This is a genomic window from Sphingobacterium sp. UBA2480 (genome assembly GCF_002341965.1).
Classification (GTDB): domain Bacteria; phylum Bacteroidota; class Bacteroidia; order Sphingobacteriales; family Sphingobacteriaceae; genus Sphingobacterium; species Sphingobacterium multivorum.
Genome location: NZ_DDPA01000004.1, coordinates 524,033 through 542,667 on the forward strand (window position 1 = coordinate 524,033; position 18,635 = coordinate 542,667).

At 40.4% G+C, this 18,635-nt stretch carries 19 protein-coding genes and 1 tRNA gene; 8 read left to right on the forward strand and 12 right to left on the reverse strand.

The window, feature by feature from the left end:
- Nucleotides 1-41 precede the first annotated feature (41 nt).
- On the reverse strand, nucleotides 42-416 hold the full coding sequence (rsfS, locus tag B3600_RS09580; protein ID WP_046673130.1) for a ribosome silencing factor: 375 nt from the start codon (nucleotides 414-416) through the stop codon (nucleotides 42-44).
- Nucleotides 417-463: 47 nt separating this feature from the next.
- Here rsfS and B3600_RS09585 point away from each other — a divergent pair, with 47 nt between their 5' ends.
- From B3600_RS09585 to pfkA, 4 genes are all read left to right on the forward strand, one after another.
- Nucleotides 464-1,234: a biotin--[acetyl-CoA-carboxylase] ligase gene (locus tag B3600_RS09585; RefSeq protein ID WP_286752797.1), complete on the forward strand. Its 771-nt coding sequence runs from the start codon at nucleotides 464-466 to the stop codon at nucleotides 1,232-1,234.
- 155 nt (nucleotides 1,235-1,389) lie between these two features.
- Nucleotides 1,390-1,839, forward strand: coding sequence for a protein-disulfide reductase DsbD domain-containing protein (locus B3600_RS09590; protein ID WP_070561447.1), 450 nt, complete (start codon nucleotides 1,390-1,392; stop codon nucleotides 1,837-1,839).
- Between the two features lie 86 nt (nucleotides 1,840-1,925).
- A complete protein-coding gene (locus B3600_RS09595; RefSeq protein WP_070561449.1) occupies nucleotides 1,926-3,629 on the forward strand; it encodes a protein-disulfide reductase DsbD family protein in 1,704 nt (567 codons plus the stop codon).
- Nucleotides 3,630-3,826: 197 nt separating this feature from the next.
- Nucleotides 3,827-4,801 (forward strand): 6-phosphofructokinase, encoded by a 975-nt coding sequence (pfkA, locus tag B3600_RS09600; RefSeq protein WP_046673127.1) that lies wholly within the window; start codon nucleotides 3,827-3,829, stop codon nucleotides 4,799-4,801.
- A 167-nt stretch (nucleotides 4,802-4,968) separates the two neighbouring features.
- Here pfkA and B3600_RS09605 read toward each other — a convergent pair whose 3' ends face one another.
- The 5 genes from B3600_RS09605 to B3600_RS09625 all read right to left on the reverse strand — a co-directional run bounded on the left by B3600_RS09605 (nucleotide 4,969) and on the right by B3600_RS09625 (nucleotide 9,080).
- Nucleotides 4,969-5,415: a hypothetical protein gene (locus B3600_RS09605; RefSeq protein WP_070561451.1), complete on the reverse strand. Its 447-nt coding sequence runs from the start codon at nucleotides 5,413-5,415 to the stop codon at nucleotides 4,969-4,971.
- A 327-nt stretch (nucleotides 5,416-5,742) separates the two neighbouring features.
- Nucleotides 5,743-6,882: a TlpA disulfide reductase family protein gene (locus B3600_RS09610; RefSeq protein ID WP_286752798.1), complete on the reverse strand. Its 1,140-nt coding sequence runs from the start codon at nucleotides 6,880-6,882 to the stop codon at nucleotides 5,743-5,745.
- Nucleotides 6,883-6,956: 74 nt separating this feature from the next.
- Nucleotides 6,957-7,718, reverse strand: a complete 762-nt coding sequence (locus tag B3600_RS09615; protein WP_046673124.1) for a TPM domain-containing protein — start codon at nucleotides 7,716-7,718, stop codon at nucleotides 6,957-6,959.
- 199 nt (nucleotides 7,719-7,917) lie between these two features.
- On the reverse strand, nucleotides 7,918-8,346 hold the full coding sequence (locus tag B3600_RS09620; protein WP_201667033.1) for a TPM domain-containing protein: 429 nt from the start codon (nucleotides 8,344-8,346) through the stop codon (nucleotides 7,918-7,920).
- 155 nt (nucleotides 8,347-8,501) lie between these two features.
- Nucleotides 8,502-9,080, reverse strand: coding sequence for a LemA family protein (locus B3600_RS09625; RefSeq protein WP_046673163.1), 579 nt, complete (start codon nucleotides 9,078-9,080; stop codon nucleotides 8,502-8,504).
- 165 nt (nucleotides 9,081-9,245) lie between these two features.
- On the opposite strand from B3600_RS09625, the gene B3600_RS09630 reads away from it, so the two are divergent.
- Both B3600_RS09630 and B3600_RS09635 read left to right on the forward strand, forming a co-directional pair.
- Nucleotides 9,246-10,790, forward strand: coding sequence for an NAD(P)/FAD-dependent oxidoreductase (locus B3600_RS09630; protein WP_070561455.1), 1,545 nt, complete (start codon nucleotides 9,246-9,248; stop codon nucleotides 10,788-10,790).
- 59 nt (nucleotides 10,791-10,849) lie between these two features.
- Nucleotides 10,850-10,922 (forward strand) — tRNA-Gly (locus tag B3600_RS09635).
- Between the two features lie 518 nt (nucleotides 10,923-11,440).
- On the opposite strand, the gene sufD is transcribed toward B3600_RS09635, so the two are convergent.
- From sufD to sufB, 3 genes are all read right to left on the reverse strand, one after another.
- A complete protein-coding gene (gene sufD / locus B3600_RS09640) occupies nucleotides 11,441-12,748 on the reverse strand; it encodes a Fe-S cluster assembly protein SufD (RefSeq protein WP_201639994.1) in 1,308 nt (435 codons plus the stop codon).
- 59 nt (nucleotides 12,749-12,807) lie between these two features.
- Nucleotides 12,808-13,566, reverse strand: a complete 759-nt coding sequence (gene sufC / locus B3600_RS09645) for a Fe-S cluster assembly ATPase SufC (RefSeq protein WP_046673119.1) — start codon at nucleotides 13,564-13,566, stop codon at nucleotides 12,808-12,810.
- Nucleotides 13,567-13,628: 62 nt separating this feature from the next.
- Nucleotides 13,629-15,080 (reverse strand): Fe-S cluster assembly protein SufB, encoded by a 1,452-nt coding sequence (gene sufB, locus B3600_RS09650; protein ID WP_046673118.1) that lies wholly within the window; start codon nucleotides 15,078-15,080, stop codon nucleotides 13,629-13,631.
- A 332-nt stretch (nucleotides 15,081-15,412) separates the two neighbouring features.
- On the opposite strand from sufB, the gene B3600_RS09655 reads away from it, so the two are divergent.
- Complete coding sequence (locus B3600_RS09655) at nucleotides 15,413-15,883, forward strand: Lrp/AsnC family transcriptional regulator (protein ID WP_046673117.1); 471 nt, start codon at nucleotides 15,413-15,415, stop codon at nucleotides 15,881-15,883.
- A 148-nt stretch (nucleotides 15,884-16,031) separates the two neighbouring features.
- Here B3600_RS09655 and ung read toward each other — a convergent pair whose 3' ends face one another.
- A complete protein-coding gene (ung, locus tag B3600_RS09660; protein ID WP_286752799.1) occupies nucleotides 16,032-16,706 on the reverse strand; it encodes a uracil-DNA glycosylase in 675 nt (224 codons plus the stop codon).
- A gap of 228 nt (nucleotides 16,707-16,934) precedes the next feature.
- Between ung and B3600_RS09665 the strand changes: the two genes are divergently transcribed.
- Complete coding sequence (locus B3600_RS09665) at nucleotides 16,935-17,474, forward strand: hypothetical protein (protein ID WP_046673115.1); 540 nt, start codon at nucleotides 16,935-16,937, stop codon at nucleotides 17,472-17,474.
- A 68-nt stretch (nucleotides 17,475-17,542) separates the two neighbouring features.
- Here the strand turns inward: B3600_RS09665 and B3600_RS09670 are convergent, their stop codons facing one another.
- On the reverse strand, nucleotides 17,543-18,007 hold the full coding sequence (locus B3600_RS09670; protein WP_286752800.1) for a hypothetical protein: 465 nt from the start codon (nucleotides 18,005-18,007) through the stop codon (nucleotides 17,543-17,545).
- 67 nt (nucleotides 18,008-18,074) lie between these two features.
- Nucleotides 18,075-18,557, reverse strand: coding sequence for a DUF4293 domain-containing protein (locus B3600_RS09675; RefSeq protein WP_286752801.1), 483 nt, complete (start codon nucleotides 18,555-18,557; stop codon nucleotides 18,075-18,077).
- Nucleotides 18,558-18,635: the final 78 nt, after the last annotated feature.

Below are 18,635 nucleotides of genomic sequence, written 5' to 3' on the forward strand. Positions count from 1 at the left end.
CGTAATTATATTTTCTTTATAAATTTTTTCGTTGAGAACAATTAAGCGCTTTGGAAATGCTGTACTTCTGCATCTCCCCATAAATCCTCGATACCATAATGCGCTCTTTTTTCGGTCTTAAAGATATGTACAACCACATCCACAAAATCCAAAATCAACCATTCACCATTGGATTGTCCTTCTTTATATTGGGGTTCTTGACCAAATGCCTTATAGACTTCTTCTTCGACACTCTTTGCTATCGCATTCACCTGAATGTTAGAGTCGGCATGACAAATCACAAAATAATCGGAAACAGAACTGTGAAGATCTCTTAAATCCAAGCGAACGATCTCGTTTGCTTTCTTTTCTTGCATACCATAAACGATAATTTCTGATAGACGTTGGGACAATTCTGAACTTTTATTTTTACTCATTAAAAAATGTGATAGTTTTGACTTAATATTTATTTAATACTTTCAGTTTGCAAAATAACAATATTTCGGGACTTATCATCGGTCAAAATGCAATATATCTTGACAAAGTCGCCTCTACAAACGATTATCTCAGGGAATTATTGTCAAATTTCAAGCCACTAGCTGAGGGGACTGCCATTTTAGCAGAAGAACAATTTCAGGGCAAGGGGCAGCGCGGAAGCTCCTGGGTCAGTGAACCAGGGAAAAACCTAACGACATCTATCCTCTTAAAGCCTCATTTCCTGCCAATAGCGGAACAATTTGCACTTTCCGCCACAATCGCCATTGCAACCGTCAATTGGCTGAAAAGCAAAACCGAGCAGCCTGTAGTCGTGAAATGGCCCAATGATATTTACGTCAATTCAAAGAAAATAACAGGCATTTTAATAGAAAATAAATTAAAAGGCAGTAAAATAGACCACGCAATTATTGGCATTGGTGTAAATATTAATCAACTTAATTTTGACACAGCAACAACAATAACCTCGCTCGCCTGCCTGACCGATCGACAGGATTACAACATCAAGGAACTGGCACAGGAGTTATTCCAAGTGATCCAACAGGAGTACCTGAACCTGTATAAGGAGGGCGCTCAATATCAGTTAAACCGCTACAACGCGTTATTGTTTTGGAGAGGTGAAGAAAGACCATTCCTAGTCGACGGCATCAAAAAAACTGGAATTATTCAACAGGTGTCTAATGACGGGAAGCTACTGGTTCTTTTGGAAGACACCTTGCGCGAATTTGATATCAAAGAAATTACACATCTTATTACTTAATCTTTACAAAAAAAGGATAACCCATTTTAGGATTGTCAAACCTTTGTTCTAAATTTGTCAACAGCGTGATTAAACCTTTATTCACCCGAAGTATCAAAGAACAAGAACACACTGCAATCATTGTAGTGAAAAAGGAAAGAACAAATTAAATTCTGATGAAAAAGTTAATACTGTTAATGACTGTGGTAATTTTTGCAGTTACGGGAGCATTCGCTCAGATTCACAAACCTGTAAAATGGACTGTGGCGAGCAAAAAGTTAAATAACAAAGAAGCTGTAGTATATGTGAAAGCTACAATCCAAAATGGATGGCACATTTATTCACAAAATGTGAAAGATGGCGGCCCAATTCCAACTTCTTTCAACTTTGCTAAAGCGGCAGATTATACATTGGTAGGTAAAACTGCAGAGCCGAAACCAAAAGTAAAACACGAGGATGTATTTAAGATGGATGTTGGTTATTTTACAAACGAGGTAATTTTCCAACAAAAAGTAACTTTAAACAAAGGAACTGCCACCGTTAAAGGCACTGTTGAATGGCAAGCATGTGATGCATCACAATGTCTTCCTCCAGACGAATATGCTTTTGCTGTGACAATCAAATAGTAAAAATGATTCTACACGGATAAATTAATAAGGCGATTCTCATCGCCTTTTTTTATTTTTGACCATAACATCAGAAATTCATACGCATGTTAAAAAACACATTCATTCTACTTTTAATTGCTTTTTTCAGTCTTTCTTTAACGACAGCAACTTTTGCCTCCGCACAAGATAGCTTAACAAGTACAGAAGGACTTCAATTTGAATCATCACCGGATACAGCTACCGCTGTTGAAGCGGTACCTGAGGATCTAAATTTTACAGCTTCACCTGACACAATGGTTAGTCAGGACAGCAGCAAAATAGCTCCTGTTAAGGCAAACGCTCCCTCCGGGCAAGAATCAAGTAAAAAATCACTTTGGAGTATCTTTATCGCAGGATTAGTTGGCGGCTTCGCAGCGCTACTCATGCCATGTATATTTCCAATGCTCCCACTTACCGTAAGTTATTTTACAAAACAGGCTGGAAGCCGCGCAAGCGGTATCAGCAAGGCACTCCTCTACGGTCTCTTTATTATTGTGATCTATGTCGCTTTAGGAATGATAATCACCATTTCCTTTGGTTCGGATGCATTGAATGCTTTATCCACAAATGGGGTATTTAACTTCCTATTCTTCCTCTTATTAGTTGTTTTCGCCGCATCCTTTTTTGGTGCTTTTGAAATCACGTTACCGAGTTCTTTTGTCAATAAAATGGATGCCAAATCCGACAAAGGCGGTCTCGTAGGGCTTTTCTTTATGGCATTCAGCCTTTCACTGGTCTCCTTCTCCTGCACTGGCCCCATTATTGGCACCTTATTGGTCGAAGCGGCCTCAAAAGGAGAACGCCTAGGTCCCGCAATCGGTATGCTCGGTTTTTCTATAGCACTTGCAATTCCTTTTGGCTTATTTGCAATGTTCCCTTCGATGTTAAAATCCCTTCCAAAATCTGGTGGCTGGTTAAATTCGGTGAAGGTTGTACTCGGCTTCTTAGAGCTCGCACTGGCACTGAAATTCTTATCAAATGTAGATTTGGCCTACCATTGGAATTGGCTGGATCGGGAGGTGTTCTTATCGCTATGGATTGCCATCTTTAGTATGATGGGCTTATATCTTATTGGAAAGATTAAATTTTCACATGACAGTGAATTAAAATTCCTCTCCGTACCGAGAACTATTCTCGCTATCATTGTATTCTCCTTCGTTATCTATATGGTACCGGGGCTATGGGGAGCTCCCCTAAAATCAATTTCAGCTTTCTTGCCACCCTCGGCAACACAGGACTTTGACCTGTCGGCAGGAATAGCAGCCGCTCCCGCACACAGTGATGGTAAAGTCAAAAAATACGCGGAGATTTTTCACGAACGCGGTACACCAAAAGGATTTGATCCATATTATGATTATGATCAGGCCTTGGAAACAGCAAAAGAACTGAATAAACCTGTATTGATAGATTTTACAGGTTGGAACTGTGTTAACTGTCGGGAGATGGAAGCAAATGTCTGGACTGATCCTGCGGTTGCCAAACTATTGAAGGAAGAATTTGTTATGGCCGAATTGTTTGTCGATGATAAAACAGAATTACCTGCAAACGAACAATTCGTATCAAAATACAGTGGCAAAAAGATTAAAACGATAGGAAATAAAAACAGTGATTTCCAAGCATCGACGTTCAATAGCAATTCACAACCGTTATATGTTATTGTAGACGCCACTGGAAAGGTATTGGTACCTCAGTCTGGTGCAAATAGAAATATTGAACAATATAAAGCGTTTTTACAGAGCGGAATTGATGCCTTTAAGGCAAAAAAATAGCCTGTATACAGCAGAAGGTATCCGTCGAGATTAACAGCAGAGAACAAGCAATTATTAAATTTGCATTATCTTTAGCTCACACTTAGATGAATTGCAGTTAATAAAGCGATTGCTTGTTCTTAATAGCGATATTGGCGACTTCTAATAACGGAAATATAATTGTATATACGCTTAAAAATAGCTAAGTTTGAGTACGTATGAGTAACATTAAAAAAATTGCTGTTTTGACATCTGGAGGAGATGCTCCAGGAATGAATGCTGGTATCCGCGCTGTTGTTAGAGCGGGGATCTACAATAATCTTGAAGTATTTGGGGTACGCAGAGGTTATGATGGTCTAGTTAATGGTGAGATTATCCCTATGGATGCTAAATCTGTAGCCAATATCATACAACGTGGTGGTACTATCCTAAAAACAGCCCGCAGCGAGGCTTTCAAAACAATTGAAGGACGCAAGCAGGCTTATGAAAATTTACGCAGCCACGGTATTGATGCCATGGTTGTTATCGGTGGCGATGGTACATTTACCGGCGCATCCAAATTTATCGAAGAATTCGATTTTCCTATCATCGGTCTTCCGGGCACAATCGATAACGATTTGGCCGGCACAGACTTCACTATTGGCTATGATACAGCCATTAATACAGTTATCCAAGCCGTAGACAAAATTCGCGACACCGCCGAGTCTCACGATAGACTTTTTGTGATCGAAGTGATGGGCCGCGACTCTGGTCTTATCGCCGTCCGTTCTGGTATCAGTACCGGTGCTGAGGCAGTTCTGGTTCCTGAGTTCGAGGTAGACTATGATGCGATCATGAAAAGACTTGACAAAAGCCGTAAAAATAAATCATCCCGCATTATTATTGTTGCTGAAGGCGACAAAGAAGGCGGTATGGTGGTATCGGAAAAAATCAAGGAAAATTTCCCGCATTACGACGTTAGATTATCTATTTTAGGACATATTCAGCGTGGCGGAAGCCCTACTTGTATGGACCGCGTATTGGCCAGCAGGCTTGGAGTTGCAGCGGTAGAGGCTTTACTACAAGGCCGCAGAGGTGAAATGGCCGGACTGATCTGCAGTGAAGTAAGGTTCACACCCTTTAAGAGCGCCATCAAGCATAACGTAAAAATGAATGAAGATCTGCTTCGTATCATTGAAATCCTTTCGTTGTAAATGATCTAGTTTATTCTTGATTAACAATAAAAAAAGAGTATACATCGTGATGTATACTCTTTTTTTATGCCTTGTGTTTCTTGATTTGTTCAAATTCTTTGTAAAGGCCTGATACCCGAACGGTCATATTCCATAAGCGTACATGAGCTCCATATCAATCCCAGTTGTTATTTAAGCAAATTATTGCGGTATTCTTCAGATACCGGCGGCAACTGAATGGCCTGACCAGCTTTGGCCATCGAGTCCGCAAAATGATTCGTATTGCTGATCGCCTGTTCATATGCCTTAATAACCTGTTCCGATAGGTGTAGGACCTTTGGATCTTTAAGATCAACACGGTATTGATTATTTTCCAGTGTAACATGCTGATAAAAACGATATGCCGCAGCCTTTAGTTGACCCAGCTCCTGTTGTGACAACTGATCGATCCGGGCATTAGGCGGCAACGTAACATCGATAAATGTCGTGTCTTTAGCCAATTGATCAATCGGGTGATCCAAAGGTATGGCATGCAACGCCTCTAGGTTGACAACAGGAATTCCCTTATCTTGATCGCCACCGCAGGAAGCAATCACCGTCCCCAAGAATATACCCAAAATTACTGTTTTCTTCATCTTTATAATTTTATAACCACAATAGCGCTAGAAATCCCATTGATCACCATGTTTAAATACCTAGGATTCATCATCCCCTAATCCCGCTGTTACGAGGATATAGCGGTTTCACGCAATCATTCGCTATAGCAGCAGACGAAGTTAGCAAATTCATTCAATGTTTTGCAGTCGTCACGCTATTCGCCTTTTAGAGTCGTCAATTAGTCGCGGCGCCAAAAAAGCGATTGGATGAGGACGACTATAAAAAGAAACCCCTAATTGCAGACTCAGTTCACATGAGTATAACAATTAGGGGTTATTCATGCCCAATGGCAACTAAATATCAGTTTACTTTAGCAATTCAGCTAACTTCGCATCCAAAGCCTCACCTCTTAAATTTGATGCGACAATTTTACCAGAAGGATCAATGAGGAAGTTTTGCGGAATACCACGTACTTCGTACAATTTTACCGGAGCTGATTTCCAGCCTTGTAGGTCTGAAACGTGTGGCCATTGTTGTAAATTATCATCATGGATAGCTTTCAACCAAGCATCTTTTTTACCGGGATTGTCTAAAGAAACACCAAACACGGTAAATCCTTTATCTTTAAATTTATTGAAAGCCGCAACGACATTCGGGTTCTCATGACGACAAGGACCACACCAACTTGCCCAAAAATCCAACAAAACATATTTTCCTCTTAAGGAAGATAAGGAAATATTCTTTCCTGTTGTGTCTGGCAATGTGAAGTCAGGAGCTACCGAACCAACAGCTACTGCTTTCAATTTCTGGATACGCTCAGCCAATTCCTTCCCTTTTTCAGAATTTTTCAGTTCAGGAGACATTTTCTCAAAAGAAGCTACATATTCATTGACGTTTTCACCGCTGACATTCTCAGACAACAAATCCAACGTATACCAGCTTTTTGGGTTTTTGTTAATAAATTCAGCATCTGCTTTTTCCATTTTTTCGGAAATCTCACCAGCTTGTTTTTGTAAGCCTTCGATGAATTTAGGGTCCTGTTTTTGCGTCTCCGAAGCCGCATAATATTGTTGGTTCAATGCCTCGAACGCATCTGTATGCGGTTTCACAAAAGCCTTGTACTGCGTCAGATCGTCATTAAGCGCCGTACCTGAGACCGTTGCATTTTTAAACCCTTTGGTTGCATCGACTTTGATAACGCCTTTAGAAAGATATAACTGTGCTGTCTCAGGTTGCTTTTGACTATTTCTAAGTTCTGCAAAAGTTAAGCCCTCCGGCGAATAGATCATCATACCTTTTGTTGGTGTAGCTACCTGTCCGTTGAACTTAAATTCGCCTTTTACGACCGTTGCTGAATCAGTCTGACGAGTGCCATTCGCAGCATACTGCATAAACACTTTCGCTTTGTCTGACGTCGTGTTTACTTTTCCTGTAACCGTGAAGCTTTCTTGTGCCATTAACAAGGCTGGTAAAAAGCTTAAACCCATTAATATTCCCTTTTTCATAATTATATACTTCCCATAAATGTAAAACATTTCCGTTTCACTGTCGTCCTATTTAACATTATTTAGCAAAGATGTTACCAACGCCCGGAAGCACCGCCACCACCAAAATCACCGCCACCGAAACCGCCAAATCCGCCACCAGAGCCTCCGCCGAAGCCACCGCCGCCACCTCGGCCGCCACCGCCGCCAAGACCATTCAGCAATGTCCACCAAAAGATATCAGAAGCGCCGCGTCCATTCATCACACGGCCACCACCGCCACCACCTCGTCCACCGCGATTGGAGAAAAGAACAACCAAGACTATCACAATAATAACAACAAACATCACCGAACCTGATCCCTTTCCTTTCGGTTGTTTTGGATCAGCTTTGTACTCACCTTTTGTGTAGGAAATTAAGGAACTGGTCGCATCGTCCACTCCTTTGTAGTAATCGCCCTGACGAAAAGCCGGCTTGATATCATTTTCAATAATACGATATGCAATGGCATCCGGGACAGCGCCCTCTATGCCATAACCTGTTTGAATAGTCACCGCCCGATCTCCCAGAGCGACCAACAACAGAATACCGTTATTATACTTTTTATTCCCAATACCCCATTTTTTCGCTAAACGAACCGCATAATCAGAAATATCATAGCCACCGGTAGAATTCATCATAACCACTGCAATCTGCGTAGATGCAGAATCCTCAAATGCCAATAGCTTCTGCTCCAATAATTGCTTCTGACTTGCGGTCAATGTGTTTGTATAATCATTGACAAGCCTATTTGATGTTTCTGGGAAATCTTGACCCAATACTGTGGCTACCGACAGCAAACAAAGCAACATAGCCATAGCAGGGATCCGAACCCGAGAAAATAATCTCGATACAAATTTCATCCTATAATTCTCTTTTATTCATTTTTATTTGCCTTGAGCAGTTTTCATGCAAATGGCGTTCGGTGAATCCCGAAATCGGGTTTATCACGATCTTTATCAGTTTATTTGTGAGACAGGGAATAGCCTCTCGGGACTGTTTCTGATCACTTAACAACTAACGGTCTCCAAAAACAATATCATTTGGAAGCTCATTGATGTCATCGTGTTCACGCGGGAAGAATTTTGCCAATTGTTTACCCGCATGTTCGATCCCTTTGACCAAGCCCTCAACAATGCGATCTACCCGAAACTCCGCCACCATTAGATCTTTGGTACTGTTCCAAAAATCACTTTCTACACGTTGGTGAATTCCCTTATCGCCAATAATGGAAAATTTATGGTCTTCCAGCGCGATATAGATAAGAACACCATTTTTCAATGTAGTCTTGTGCATGCCCAATTTGGAAAAATAATAGGTTGCACGATCATGTACCTCGTCGGGGCAATGATTTTCGACCACTACACGAATCTCACCAGAAGTCTCATTTTCAGCCACATTAATAGCGTGAACGATCTTCTCTTGTTCTTCAGAATTTAATGCCATAGTTTGTATACGTTTGCACTCCAAAACTAGATTACCATACCGGTTATTCTAAATTCAAAGGGTCTAAACTAATTAAAACACGATAAAAAAATGGATGATGTGCTTCTACGAAAGCCGCATCATCCATCATCCTGTTTATTCCTAACAATTTGCTGTTAGAATGATACCGTTGGCGCTTTATCCGAACCTGGGGCAGCAGTAAATGTACCTTTTGCCTTAAATCCGAACATCCCCGCCATTAAATTATTCGGGAAGCTGCGTACGGTGGTATTATATTGCTGTACCGCTTCATTGTAAGATCTACGTTCTGTTGAAATACGATTTTCAGTACCTTCCAGCTGTGCTTGTAATTCCAAAAAGTTCTGATTGGCTTTCAAATCAGGATAAGCTTCAACAGACGCCAAAAGACGACTCAACGAACCGCTGAATTCATCTTGAACTTTTTGAAACTTGGCAATATTCTCCTCAGACAAATCATCGGCATTAATCGTCACGGAAGTAGCTTTAGCTCTTGCTTCTACAACAGCTGTCAATGTACTTTCTTCGTGTTTTGCCGCTCCTTTTACTGTATTAACCAAATTTGGAACTAGATCCGCACGACGTTGATACGCATTTTCAACTTGTGCCCATTTTCCTTTAACATTCTCATCTTGTGAGACCATCGTATTGTAGCCACAGGAGTTTAATGATACTAATGCAAATAAACCACATAGGGCGACCAAAAATCTTTTAATTTTCATTGTTCAAAGAATTAAATACTATTCAAATTATACGGTTACACTATCAAAGCATATACCAAGCTCTTACTAAGATAAGAATATTTTTATTTCCAAATCTCCAAATAGCCAATATTCATTAACTTTGTCCCGGTTTTGGGATAAAAACCCAGCCCTTATACTATGCAAAAAGAAATTGAAATTGCGATACTTCCAGAAAGAATCGAGGACGATCAGTATATTCTACAGCAAGGGATCAAAGCCCTGAAAGTCCAACCTCAACAAGTCAAAGGTTATAAAATCCGCAAACGTTCCATTGATGCCCGAAGCAAGCAGGTTGTTTATCGAGCTCGGGTTATTTACTACATTGACGAGCTTCCTGTTCCAGAAATCTACGAAAATAATTTTAAGTCCGTTAAAGACGGAAAACCCGTTATTATTATTGGCGCGGGCCCTGCCGGCCTGTTTGCAGCAATACGCTGTATTGAACGTGGTCTCAAACCAATTGTAATCGAACGCGGTAAAAAGGTCCAAGACCGTAGACGCGATCTAGCTAAGTTGAACCGGGAAGGCATCGTAAACCCTGAGTCAAACTACTGCTTTGGCGAAGGTGGAGCTGGAACGTACTCAGACGGAAAATTATATACACGTTCCAATAAGCGAGGTGACGTAGACAAAGTACTCAGACTTTTCGTTTCCCATGGGGCAACGACGGATATTCTGGTCAATGCGCGCCCACATATCGGTACAAATAAATTGCCGCATATTATTGAAGCCATGCGCGAGAGCGTCCTTGAATTTGGGGGCGAATTTCATTTTGACCAACGTGTCGATGACATTTTAGAATCCTTCGGTCAAGTACGCGGTGTCAAATTAGCCAATGGTGAAGAAATTAAGGCAGATCATGTCATTGTAGCAACAGGGCACTCTGCGCGGGATATTTTCGAGCTTTTTCATCGCAACAATTGGCTGATCGAAGCCAAAGCATTTGCTTTGGGCGTGCGTATCGAGCACCCGCAGGCAATCATTGATCAGGCGCAATACCACTGCCAGGTAAGAAGCGAGCATTTGCCGCCAGCCTATTATAGCCTGGTTGAACAGGTGAATGACCGTGGTGTATTTTCATTCTGCATGTGCCCAGGCGGCGTCATTGCTCCCTGTGCAACAGATTTAGATGAAATCGTTGTCAACGGATGGTCACCATCCAAACGAAATAATCCGCACGCCAATTCAGGCACCGTTATTCAGATCAACCTTGAGGACGTTGCCAATGCACATAAGGATCCATTTGCATTACTGAATTTTCAGAAAGAGATCGAACGAAAGGCTTTTGCCGTAGGTGGCGGTAAGCTCGTTGCTCCGGCGCAACGCATGGTCGACTTTGTCGAAGGACGTGTATCTATGGATCTGCCAGAAAACTCGTACAAGCCTGGAACAGCATCTGCAGATCTCACCGAAGTGCTACCTGTTTTTGTTCACGAAGCATTACGCGGTGCGTTGCCCATCTTTGGCAAAAAGATGAAAGGGTATTATACCAATGAAGCCATTTTAGTTGGTGTAGAGTCACGTACATCTTCACCGATTCGGATTCCTAGAAATAAAGAAGATTTACAACACCCTCAGGTCAAAGGACTTTACCCTTGTGGTGAGGGGGCAGGTTATGCCGGCGGTATCATTTCAGCGGCTATAGACGGTATTAATTGTGTTGATGCGATCAATTTAAGTTAATATTTTTTGCTTTTCCTCTTGCAGAATACGAATAAATGCCTTACTTTTGTAACATCAACGCGAAAGTAGCTCAGTTGGTAGAGCACAACCTTGCCAAGGTTGGGGTCGCGAGTTCGAATCTCGTCTTTCGCTCAAAAAAGCTTCCAAAATTTGGAAGCTTTTTTCGTTTTATAGTGCTCTGTTATTCCCTACATTTCAGCCCTTCATCACCTTTATCTTTGTTTGATTTTAACTAAAATTGCCGAAAAAATTATTAGCACAATTTAAAGCAAGTACCTAGAACGGATTAGTTTCAACGTTGGTTCCATTCGAAGCTTCCTCGGTGCTTCTTCGGAGCTTGTTCGGTACTTGTTCGGTGCTTCTTCGGTTGGGAGCGAACAAATAGCGTTGTAGCTCCGATTAAGATCCGTTGTTATACCGTGAAAATGACGAAGTTGATATCCAAAATTACTAGGGTCTACCCTACAGCAAACAATGATAACTTTAAGCGCTTCTCCCAATACGATTAAACGCTCTTCCGTCCAAGCAAGAGCAACAAGACGCAACTTGGCGCTTGATACGAAGGCTATGATGTATTGGTCTATGAAAAAAAATGGCGTTTACCTATTCAGTAAACGCCATATTTAAAAGCTATATGATCCTAAATGGATTTAATTTGTTCTTAGGCTTTCTTCTACAAGCTCTTCAACATATTTGCGAACAACCTCATTTGAGAAACGTGTCGTTACGTCAAATGCAAATGCGTGCACCAACAGGATACGGGCAGACTCTTCGCCAATTCCTCTTGCTCTCAGATAAAACAACGCTTCATTATCAAACTGACCGATGGTACACCCGTGTGAACATTTTACGTCATCGGCAAAGATTTCCAACTGTGGTTTGGTATAAACCGCCGAATTGTCTGACATCAACATATTATTATTCTGTTGAAAAGCATTCGTTTTCTGCGCATCCTCGCGCACAAAGATTTTTCCATTGAAAACCGCAACGGACTTGTCCTGTGTAATATTTTTATACCATTCATAGGACTCACAATGTGGTTTCAGGTGGTCTACGATGGTATGATTATCGACCAATTGATCGGCAGCCGTTAAGTTGATTCCATATAAATGGCTCTCCACATGCTCGGCATCCAAACGGACGTTGATATTGTTACGGATAAACGAAGCGCCTGGAAAATTACAGTTGTAATTATTGTAAAGACTGTATTTTTCTTGATATACCTCTGTATGATTAAAGTAACGGCTTACAGATTCCGCGAGCTGCAAATAATAATGTTGTACTTTAGCATTCTCTTTGACGATAATCTCAGAGACCTTATTGTGCACATTATTTGCGGTACCTTCTGCAGTGATAAAGCTTTCGATCAATTCAAGTTCTGCATTTGGCTCGACAACGATCAAATTACGTGTTTGTGCAAAGAAATCCTCTTTCCCTGTAGCGACGTGAATAATCTGTATTGGTTTATCAAGTACAACTCCCTTTTTCAAATGGATAAAAACACCATTGGTAAAAGCAGCCGTATTCAAAGCGACCATAATATTGTCTGACTTATCCGCATATTTGGCAAAATGGGACTCAAATGCAGGCTCTGAAGTGGCTTCATCCATTGGAATAACCGACAGTCCCTTTACATTTTCTAATTCACTTACTGCTAATACATACTGACCATTCACCAAAATAATGCGGTAGGCATCCAACTGCGGAATCTCACCTGCACTAAAGTCTAAGCCTTCGATATCCACATCGACATCAAGCGCATAAGGCTTATTGATAATACTGTGGATGTTTGTATATTTCCATTCTTCATTCTTAACGGTGGGAAAGCCTGCTGCTTCGAAACGCTCGAATGCAAGTTGGCGGGCTTCCACGAAAAACGAAGGTTCGTCTGAAACGCCTTGCTCTTTGAAAGCTCCCAACACTTGTTGAAGTAATGATTCTGAAACTAATGTACTCATGTTATTTTTTAATCAAATCGCCAAAATTCTCCTCTAATCCTATTTACTCAGGTAAAAGATTAGGCGTTTTGTGTATCATATTCTTTTAACCAATCGTATCCTTTTTCTTCGAGCTCCAAAGCTAATTCTTTAGGTCCCGATTTCACGATACGGCCATTGTACAATACGTGAACAAAATCTGGAACGATATAATCCAACAAACGTTGGTAGTGTGTAATAACAATAAAAGCATTGTCTTTAGAGCGCAATTGATTCACACCATTTGCAACGATACGAAGTGCATCGATATCCAAACCAGAATCTGTCTCATCCAAAATAGATAATTTCGGGTTCAACATCGCCAATTGAAAAATTTCGTTACGCTTTTTCTCACCACCGGAGAATCCTTCATTTAAAGAGCGGTTAGCCAAATTAGCTGAAAACTCAACCAATTTTTGCTTGTCTTTTACCATTTGTAAAAATTCCTTCGCTTCCATTGGCGGAAGACCTTTGTACTCACGAATATCATTTACAGCCGTTTTCAAGAAATTGATATTCGATACGCCCGGAATCTCAACAGGATATTGAAAAGCCAAAAACAGCCCTTCACGCGCACGGTCTTCAGGGGAAAGATCCAATAAATCCACACCGTCCAATAGTGCGGAACCTTCACTTACCTCATAGGATTCACGTCCTGCTAATACATTCCCTAATGTACTTTTACCAGCACCATTTGGTCCCATAATCGCATGAACTTCGCCAGCTTTTACTTCTAGGTTTAACCCTTTTAATATTTGTTTGTCTTCTACAGACGCATGTAAATTTTTAATGCTTAACATTTTATTCGTATTGAGTATGGTATAATGTAGCGACTTAAACTACATTCCCAATGATTTTTTATCTATCCTACTGAACCTTCTAATGAAATTGCCAATAATTTTTGAGCCTCTACAGCAAACTCCATCGGCAATTGATTTAATACTTCTTTTGCATACCCGTTGACAATTAAACCAACAGCTTTCTCAGAATCTATACCCCGTTGATTCAAATAGAATACCTGGTCCTCACCGATTTTGGAAGTAGTCGCCTCATGCTCTAATTTGGCCGTCTTATTTCTATTTTCGATGTAAGGGAATGTATGTGCCCCACATTTATCACCGATCAATAAGGAGTCACATTGTGTAAAGTTACGTGAGTTGTCGGCATTTGGACCGATTTTCACTAAACCTCTATAACTGTTGTGGCTCTTACCGGCAGAGATACCTTTAGAAATAATTTTAGATTTTGTGTTTTTACCCAAATGAACCATCTTCGTTCCTGTATCAGCTACCTGATGATTACGCGTCATGGCCACAGAGTAAAACTCACCAATAGAGTTATCACCCTTTAAGATCACACCCGGGTATTTCCATGTAATTGCAGAGCCAGTTTCTACCTGTGTCCAGGAGATCTTACTATTATCGCCCTTACAGATTCCACGCTTGGTTACAAAGTTATAAATACCACCTTTTCCTTCTTTATCACCAGGGTACCAGTTTTGAACGGTAGAATATTTAATATCAGCATCACGTTCGGCAATCAATTCAACCACTGCCGCATGCAGCTGGTTTTCATCACGCATAGGTGCAGTACATCCCTCCAAATAAGAAACATAAGCCCCCTCATCCGCAATGATCAACGTGCGTTCGAATTGCCCAGTATTCTGTGCATTGATACGGAAATAGGTAGACAATTCCATTGGACATCTAACGCCTTTTGGAACGTAAACAAAGGATCCATCCGAAAACACTGCAGAATTTAATGCTGCATAAATGTTATCTGTCTGCGGAACCACTGTACCCAAATATTTTTTCACCAGGTCAGGATGCTCTTGCACGGCCTCACCAAATGAACAGAAAATAACTCCTTGCTCTTTTAATTTCTCACGAAACGTTGTTTTTACAGATACCGAATCGAAGACAGCATCTACAGCCACAACTCCCGCCAATATTTTTTGCTCATCCAAAGGAATTCCCAACTTTTCGAAAGTGGAAATCAACTCAGGGTCAACCTCATCCATCGAATTAAGCTGCGGTTTTGCTTTCGGGGCTGCATAGTAGGAAATCTCTTGAAAATCAATCTCGGGAGCTTTGAAATTCTGCCAAGTAGGCATTCTTAACGTCAAGAAATGACGGAAAGCTTTTAACCTCCATTCCAATAGCCATTCAGGTTCATTCTTTTTTGCCGAAATAAAACGAACCGTATCCTCAGTAAGGCCTTTGGCTGCAATTTCCATTTCGATATCTGTCGTGAACCCGTATTTATATTCTTCGAGCTCTAGCTCTTTTAACAAATCGTCGTCTTTAGTACTCATATTGCGCTCTCACGGTTTAACTAATTTGGGAGGGCTTCACCTCCGCACCTATCGAACTGCAAAGTTACAATTTCAAAGCCAATAAAACAGCATTTAATAGCACCTTACGAAGGCATTTTTAATAAAAAAATGACATTTATCACTCCATTTCATTAAAATGAGCACATTTCAATCGATTATGACAGTCAAATGATTTTGCATCGATTAAAATTATAATTATAAAAACACGATATAACTAAAATCTATTTATCACCAATAATTTTGTATATTTTTAAATTTCCAAATATAATTTTGTATATTTACAAATACTATTGATTATTAAGACTTAAGATATGCCCTTTGCACCGGATAAAACAGATTTAAAAATTCTTAAACTATTACAAGAGAATGGTCGTATAACTAATTTGCAACTCGCATCTAGCATCGGACTGTCCCCCGCGCCAACCTTAGAGCGTGTGCGAAAACTGGAAAACTCCGGCTTCATCAAAAGTTACCATGCCTTTGTGGACGAGGAGAAACTGGGGCTTGGGATCAAGTCGTTCATACAGATCTCACTCGATTTCCATACCCACAACGCTATTCCTGAATTTGTAGCTGCAGTCAAAATGATACCTGAAGTAACCGAATGCCATCACGTTACAGGCAATTGTGATTTCATCCTCAAGGTTTACGTAAAAGATATCAAAGCTTATGAAGGCGTCATCATGGAAAAAATATCCAAAATACCTTTTGTAAAGACATTCCAAACCATGATGATTATGTCGACCAGCAAAAAAGAACCCATTATTCCTTTAGAATATTAAGCGAGGGAATTAAGCCCAATCAAAAATATCATTACCGGAATCTCGCTCTTGGACGCATTTGCGCCATGCGCGAATCACCGGCAATGATGTTTATCTACTTTAGCTATTGGACAGCAAACGCTTCGCAAAATTTAACCCAAGCCACAACTTAAATCAGGCGCCAATCAATTGGGGTTTTACCATGTGCCGTCAAATACTGGTTTGCGCGTGAAAAATGCTTACTACCAAAAAAACCACGATAGACAGACAACGGTGAGGGATGAACCGCCGTTAGAATAAGATGCTTCTTCGCATCAATGAGCACACTTTTCTTTTGGGCATAACTTCCCCACAACAAAAACACCACATGTTCACAACGCTCCGAAATGGCATGAATAATACTGTCTGTAAAAATCTCCCAGCCTTTCTTTTGATGAGAACCAGCCAAATGCGCCTGAACTGTCAAGGTCGCATTTAACAATAATACCCCCTGCTTGGCCCAAGAAGTCAAATCGCCAGCATGCGGCTCAACAAAACCAGGGATATCATCTTGCAATTCCTTAAAAATATTTTTTAAAGATGGGGGCAAGGCAATCCCTGCCGGAACTGAAAAAGACAGCCCATGTGCCTGCCCGTCATTGTGGTAAGGATCCTGCCCTAAAATAACCACTTTCACCTGATCCAATGGCGTCAGCTTAAAAGCATTCATCACCAGATCTGCCGGTGGAAACACTTTCGTTTTCTGACGCTCTGCTTGCACAAAAGTAGACAACTGTTTCATGTAGGGCTGAGCGAACAAAGGCCTTAACACAGGAGCCCAAGAATCATCGTATTGCTTTTCCATAATTCAAACATAGACAAAGTTGCATATAAAGGCAAATTTATCCGGCTGCCCACCTATTCGGCGTTGTACCAAAGCAAGATTATCAGAACACATCGATTAACATAAAAGCTACCATTTTCTAGAAAAACACATTTTTACAAAATAACAACCTGAACGAGTTGCTTAAACGGTGAAATTAACGGATATTTGCAGAATTAAATTGAATACAAATATTTTAAACAAAGATTTATGTCAAATCTCGTTAGAATCATTATTTGCAGTGCATTGCTTATCGGAACAGTTGCCTTATTCTGGACCGGAAATTGGGGATGGGGAATTTTAGGGATCTTGATCACGATCTTGGGTTTTGTTACTGTATTTTTCCATGAATATATGCTGATTGCGCAATGGCATATGCGTAAACAAAATATGGCCGCAGCTGAAAAATGGCTAGGTAAAATCACCAACTACGAAAAGCAATTGATCCCACAACAGCATGGTTACTACAACATGCTGATCGGACTGATCGAATCACAACGTGCACCTATGCAATCTGAAAAATATTTTAAGAAAGCATTGGCATTGGGTCTACATATGGACCATAACATCGCCTTAGCAAAATTGAGCCTAGCCGGTGTAGCCATGGCGAAGCGCAATAAACGTGAAGCCGAAAAACTTCTTCAAGAAGCTAAAAAAGCAGATAAAAATAAGTTATTAGCTGATCAGATCAAAATGATGAAAGACCAGATGGGCATGATGGACAAACAGCAGATCAGATACAATCGATAATATTGAATAATCAAAAAAAGCTTCGAAGTTATAACTTCGAAGCTTTTTTTGTCAAGAGACAAAATCAATTATTTCTTTAATGAAATAGGAACCTCCAAAAACTCCCCCTCTTCTGTACTGCTCTCAAAGACCAGTTTAACCATAACCGGTTTATCCGTTTTCTTCCAATCCTTTACAACGACCTGTATATCCACAGGCTTATCTTCTTCTAGCAAATAGTGCAGATAATTCTGCTTATCTTCAAATTTAACCAATACATTTCCCATCCGAATCGTGGAAAAGAAATGGGGCTGTTTCTTCTGATCCAACACTTGCGTGGAAAAGGTGTTCATTTTATATTCCCGAGGATTCTTACTATACGATATAGCAAACAAATTGATCACCAATTCATGCTTAGGCTCATCTACGTGAAATTCCTTTACATCGAATTGAATATCATCAACAACCAACAATGAATCTGCCGACTGCGCCTTTACAAACCCACCGACAAGGAAGAGCATTAAGACAACAACATATCTAAAAAAAACGTTCATATCATATTATATTTAAAAAAGCCACGGTCTTCGTGGCTTTAACTATTATTGGATTATTCTTTCAAAATTATGCCCTCAATCGATCGGCAGACCGGATCAACTTTTCATCTTTACGTACACCTCCCATGGCTAACGCACAGAAAATAATCGAGATAGGCAACAAAAAGAATCCTACGCCGATATTCCCAGCACCCAAAAATTGGTTCACCGTAGCGAGATGCGTACTTGCAGAAGAGTATAGCCATATTGCAAATAAGATAATTGCAACAACCTCTACCCAAATAAGCAAAAGCTGAACTTTACGTTTTTTAAATTTAAATATCGTGAATAGGGGAAGTCCGCCTAATAATACGGTGGCCACAGTCTGAAGAATATAACCAAATCCCCCCTCGTGTACCGGCTGACCCGCAGCGACACTATACACACCGGTCACCTTCACATTCTTTCCTAAACCAACTAAATCGCTATAATTAACATAGGGAAATAGAAACAAGCCGAATATGACTAATCCTGCTATCAGCAAATAAACAGTTTGGATACGTTGAATCATAGTTTAATTTTTGTATACCAACAAACTTAGATAAATTGATTTTTATATGCAATATAATTGCGATCGAAAAAACAATCA

Bases quoted from the DNA above. Each gene is read 5' to 3' on its own strand.
- B3600_RS09590 (WP_070561447.1), top strand. From the start codon at position 1,390: ATGAAAAAGTTAATACTGTTAATGACTGTGGTAATTTTTGCAGTTACG.
- sufB (WP_046673118.1), bottom strand. From the start codon at position 15,080: ATGAGTACTAAAGACGACGATTTGTTAAAAGAGCTAGAGCTCGAAGAA.
- B3600_RS09630 (WP_070561455.1), top strand. From the start codon at position 9,246: ATGCAAAAAGAAATTGAAATTGCGATACTTCCAGAAAGAATCGAGGAC.
- pfkA (WP_046673127.1), top strand. From the start codon at position 3,827: ATGAGTAACATTAAAAAAATTGCTGTTTTGACATCTGGAGGAGATGCT.
- B3600_RS09605 (WP_070561451.1), bottom strand. From the start codon at position 5,415: ATGAAGAAAACAGTAATTTTGGGTATATTCTTGGGGACGGTGATTGCT.
- B3600_RS09675 (WP_286752801.1), bottom strand. From the start codon at position 18,557: ATGATTCAACGTATCCAAACTGTTTATTTGCTGATAGCAGGATTAGTC.
- rsfS (WP_046673130.1), bottom strand. From the start codon at position 416: ATGAGTAAAAATAAAAGTTCAGAATTGTCCCAACGTCTATCAGAAATT.
- ung (WP_286752799.1), bottom strand. From the start codon at position 16,706: ATGGAAAAGCAATACGATGATTCTTGGGCTCCTGTGTTAAGGCCTTTG.
- B3600_RS09620 (WP_201667033.1), bottom strand. From the start codon at position 8,346: ATGGCATTAAATTCTGAAGAACAAGAGAAGATCGTTCACGCTATTAAT.
- sufC (WP_046673119.1), bottom strand. From the start codon at position 13,566: ATGTTAAGCATTAAAAATTTACATGCGTCTGTAGAAGACAAACAAATA.
- B3600_RS09615 (WP_046673124.1), bottom strand. From the start codon at position 7,718: ATGGCTATGTTGCTTTGTTTGCTGTCGGTAGCCACAGTATTGGGTCAA.
- B3600_RS09595 (WP_070561449.1), top strand. From the start codon at position 1,926: ATGTTAAAAAACACATTCATTCTACTTTTAATTGCTTTTTTCAGTCTT.
- B3600_RS09670 (WP_286752800.1), bottom strand. From the start codon at position 18,007: ATGAACGTTTTTTTTAGATATGTTGTTGTCTTAATGCTCTTCCTTGTC.
- B3600_RS09610 (WP_286752798.1), bottom strand. From the start codon at position 6,882: ATGAAAAAGGGAATATTAATGGGTTTAAGCTTTTTACCAGCCTTGTTA.
- sufD (WP_201639994.1), bottom strand. From the start codon at position 12,748: ATGAGTACATTAGTTTCAGAATCATTACTTCAACAAGTGTTGGGAGCT.
- B3600_RS09655 (WP_046673117.1), top strand. From the start codon at position 15,413: ATGCCCTTTGCACCGGATAAAACAGATTTAAAAATTCTTAAACTATTA.
- B3600_RS09665 (WP_046673115.1), top strand. From the start codon at position 16,935: ATGTCAAATCTCGTTAGAATCATTATTTGCAGTGCATTGCTTATCGGA.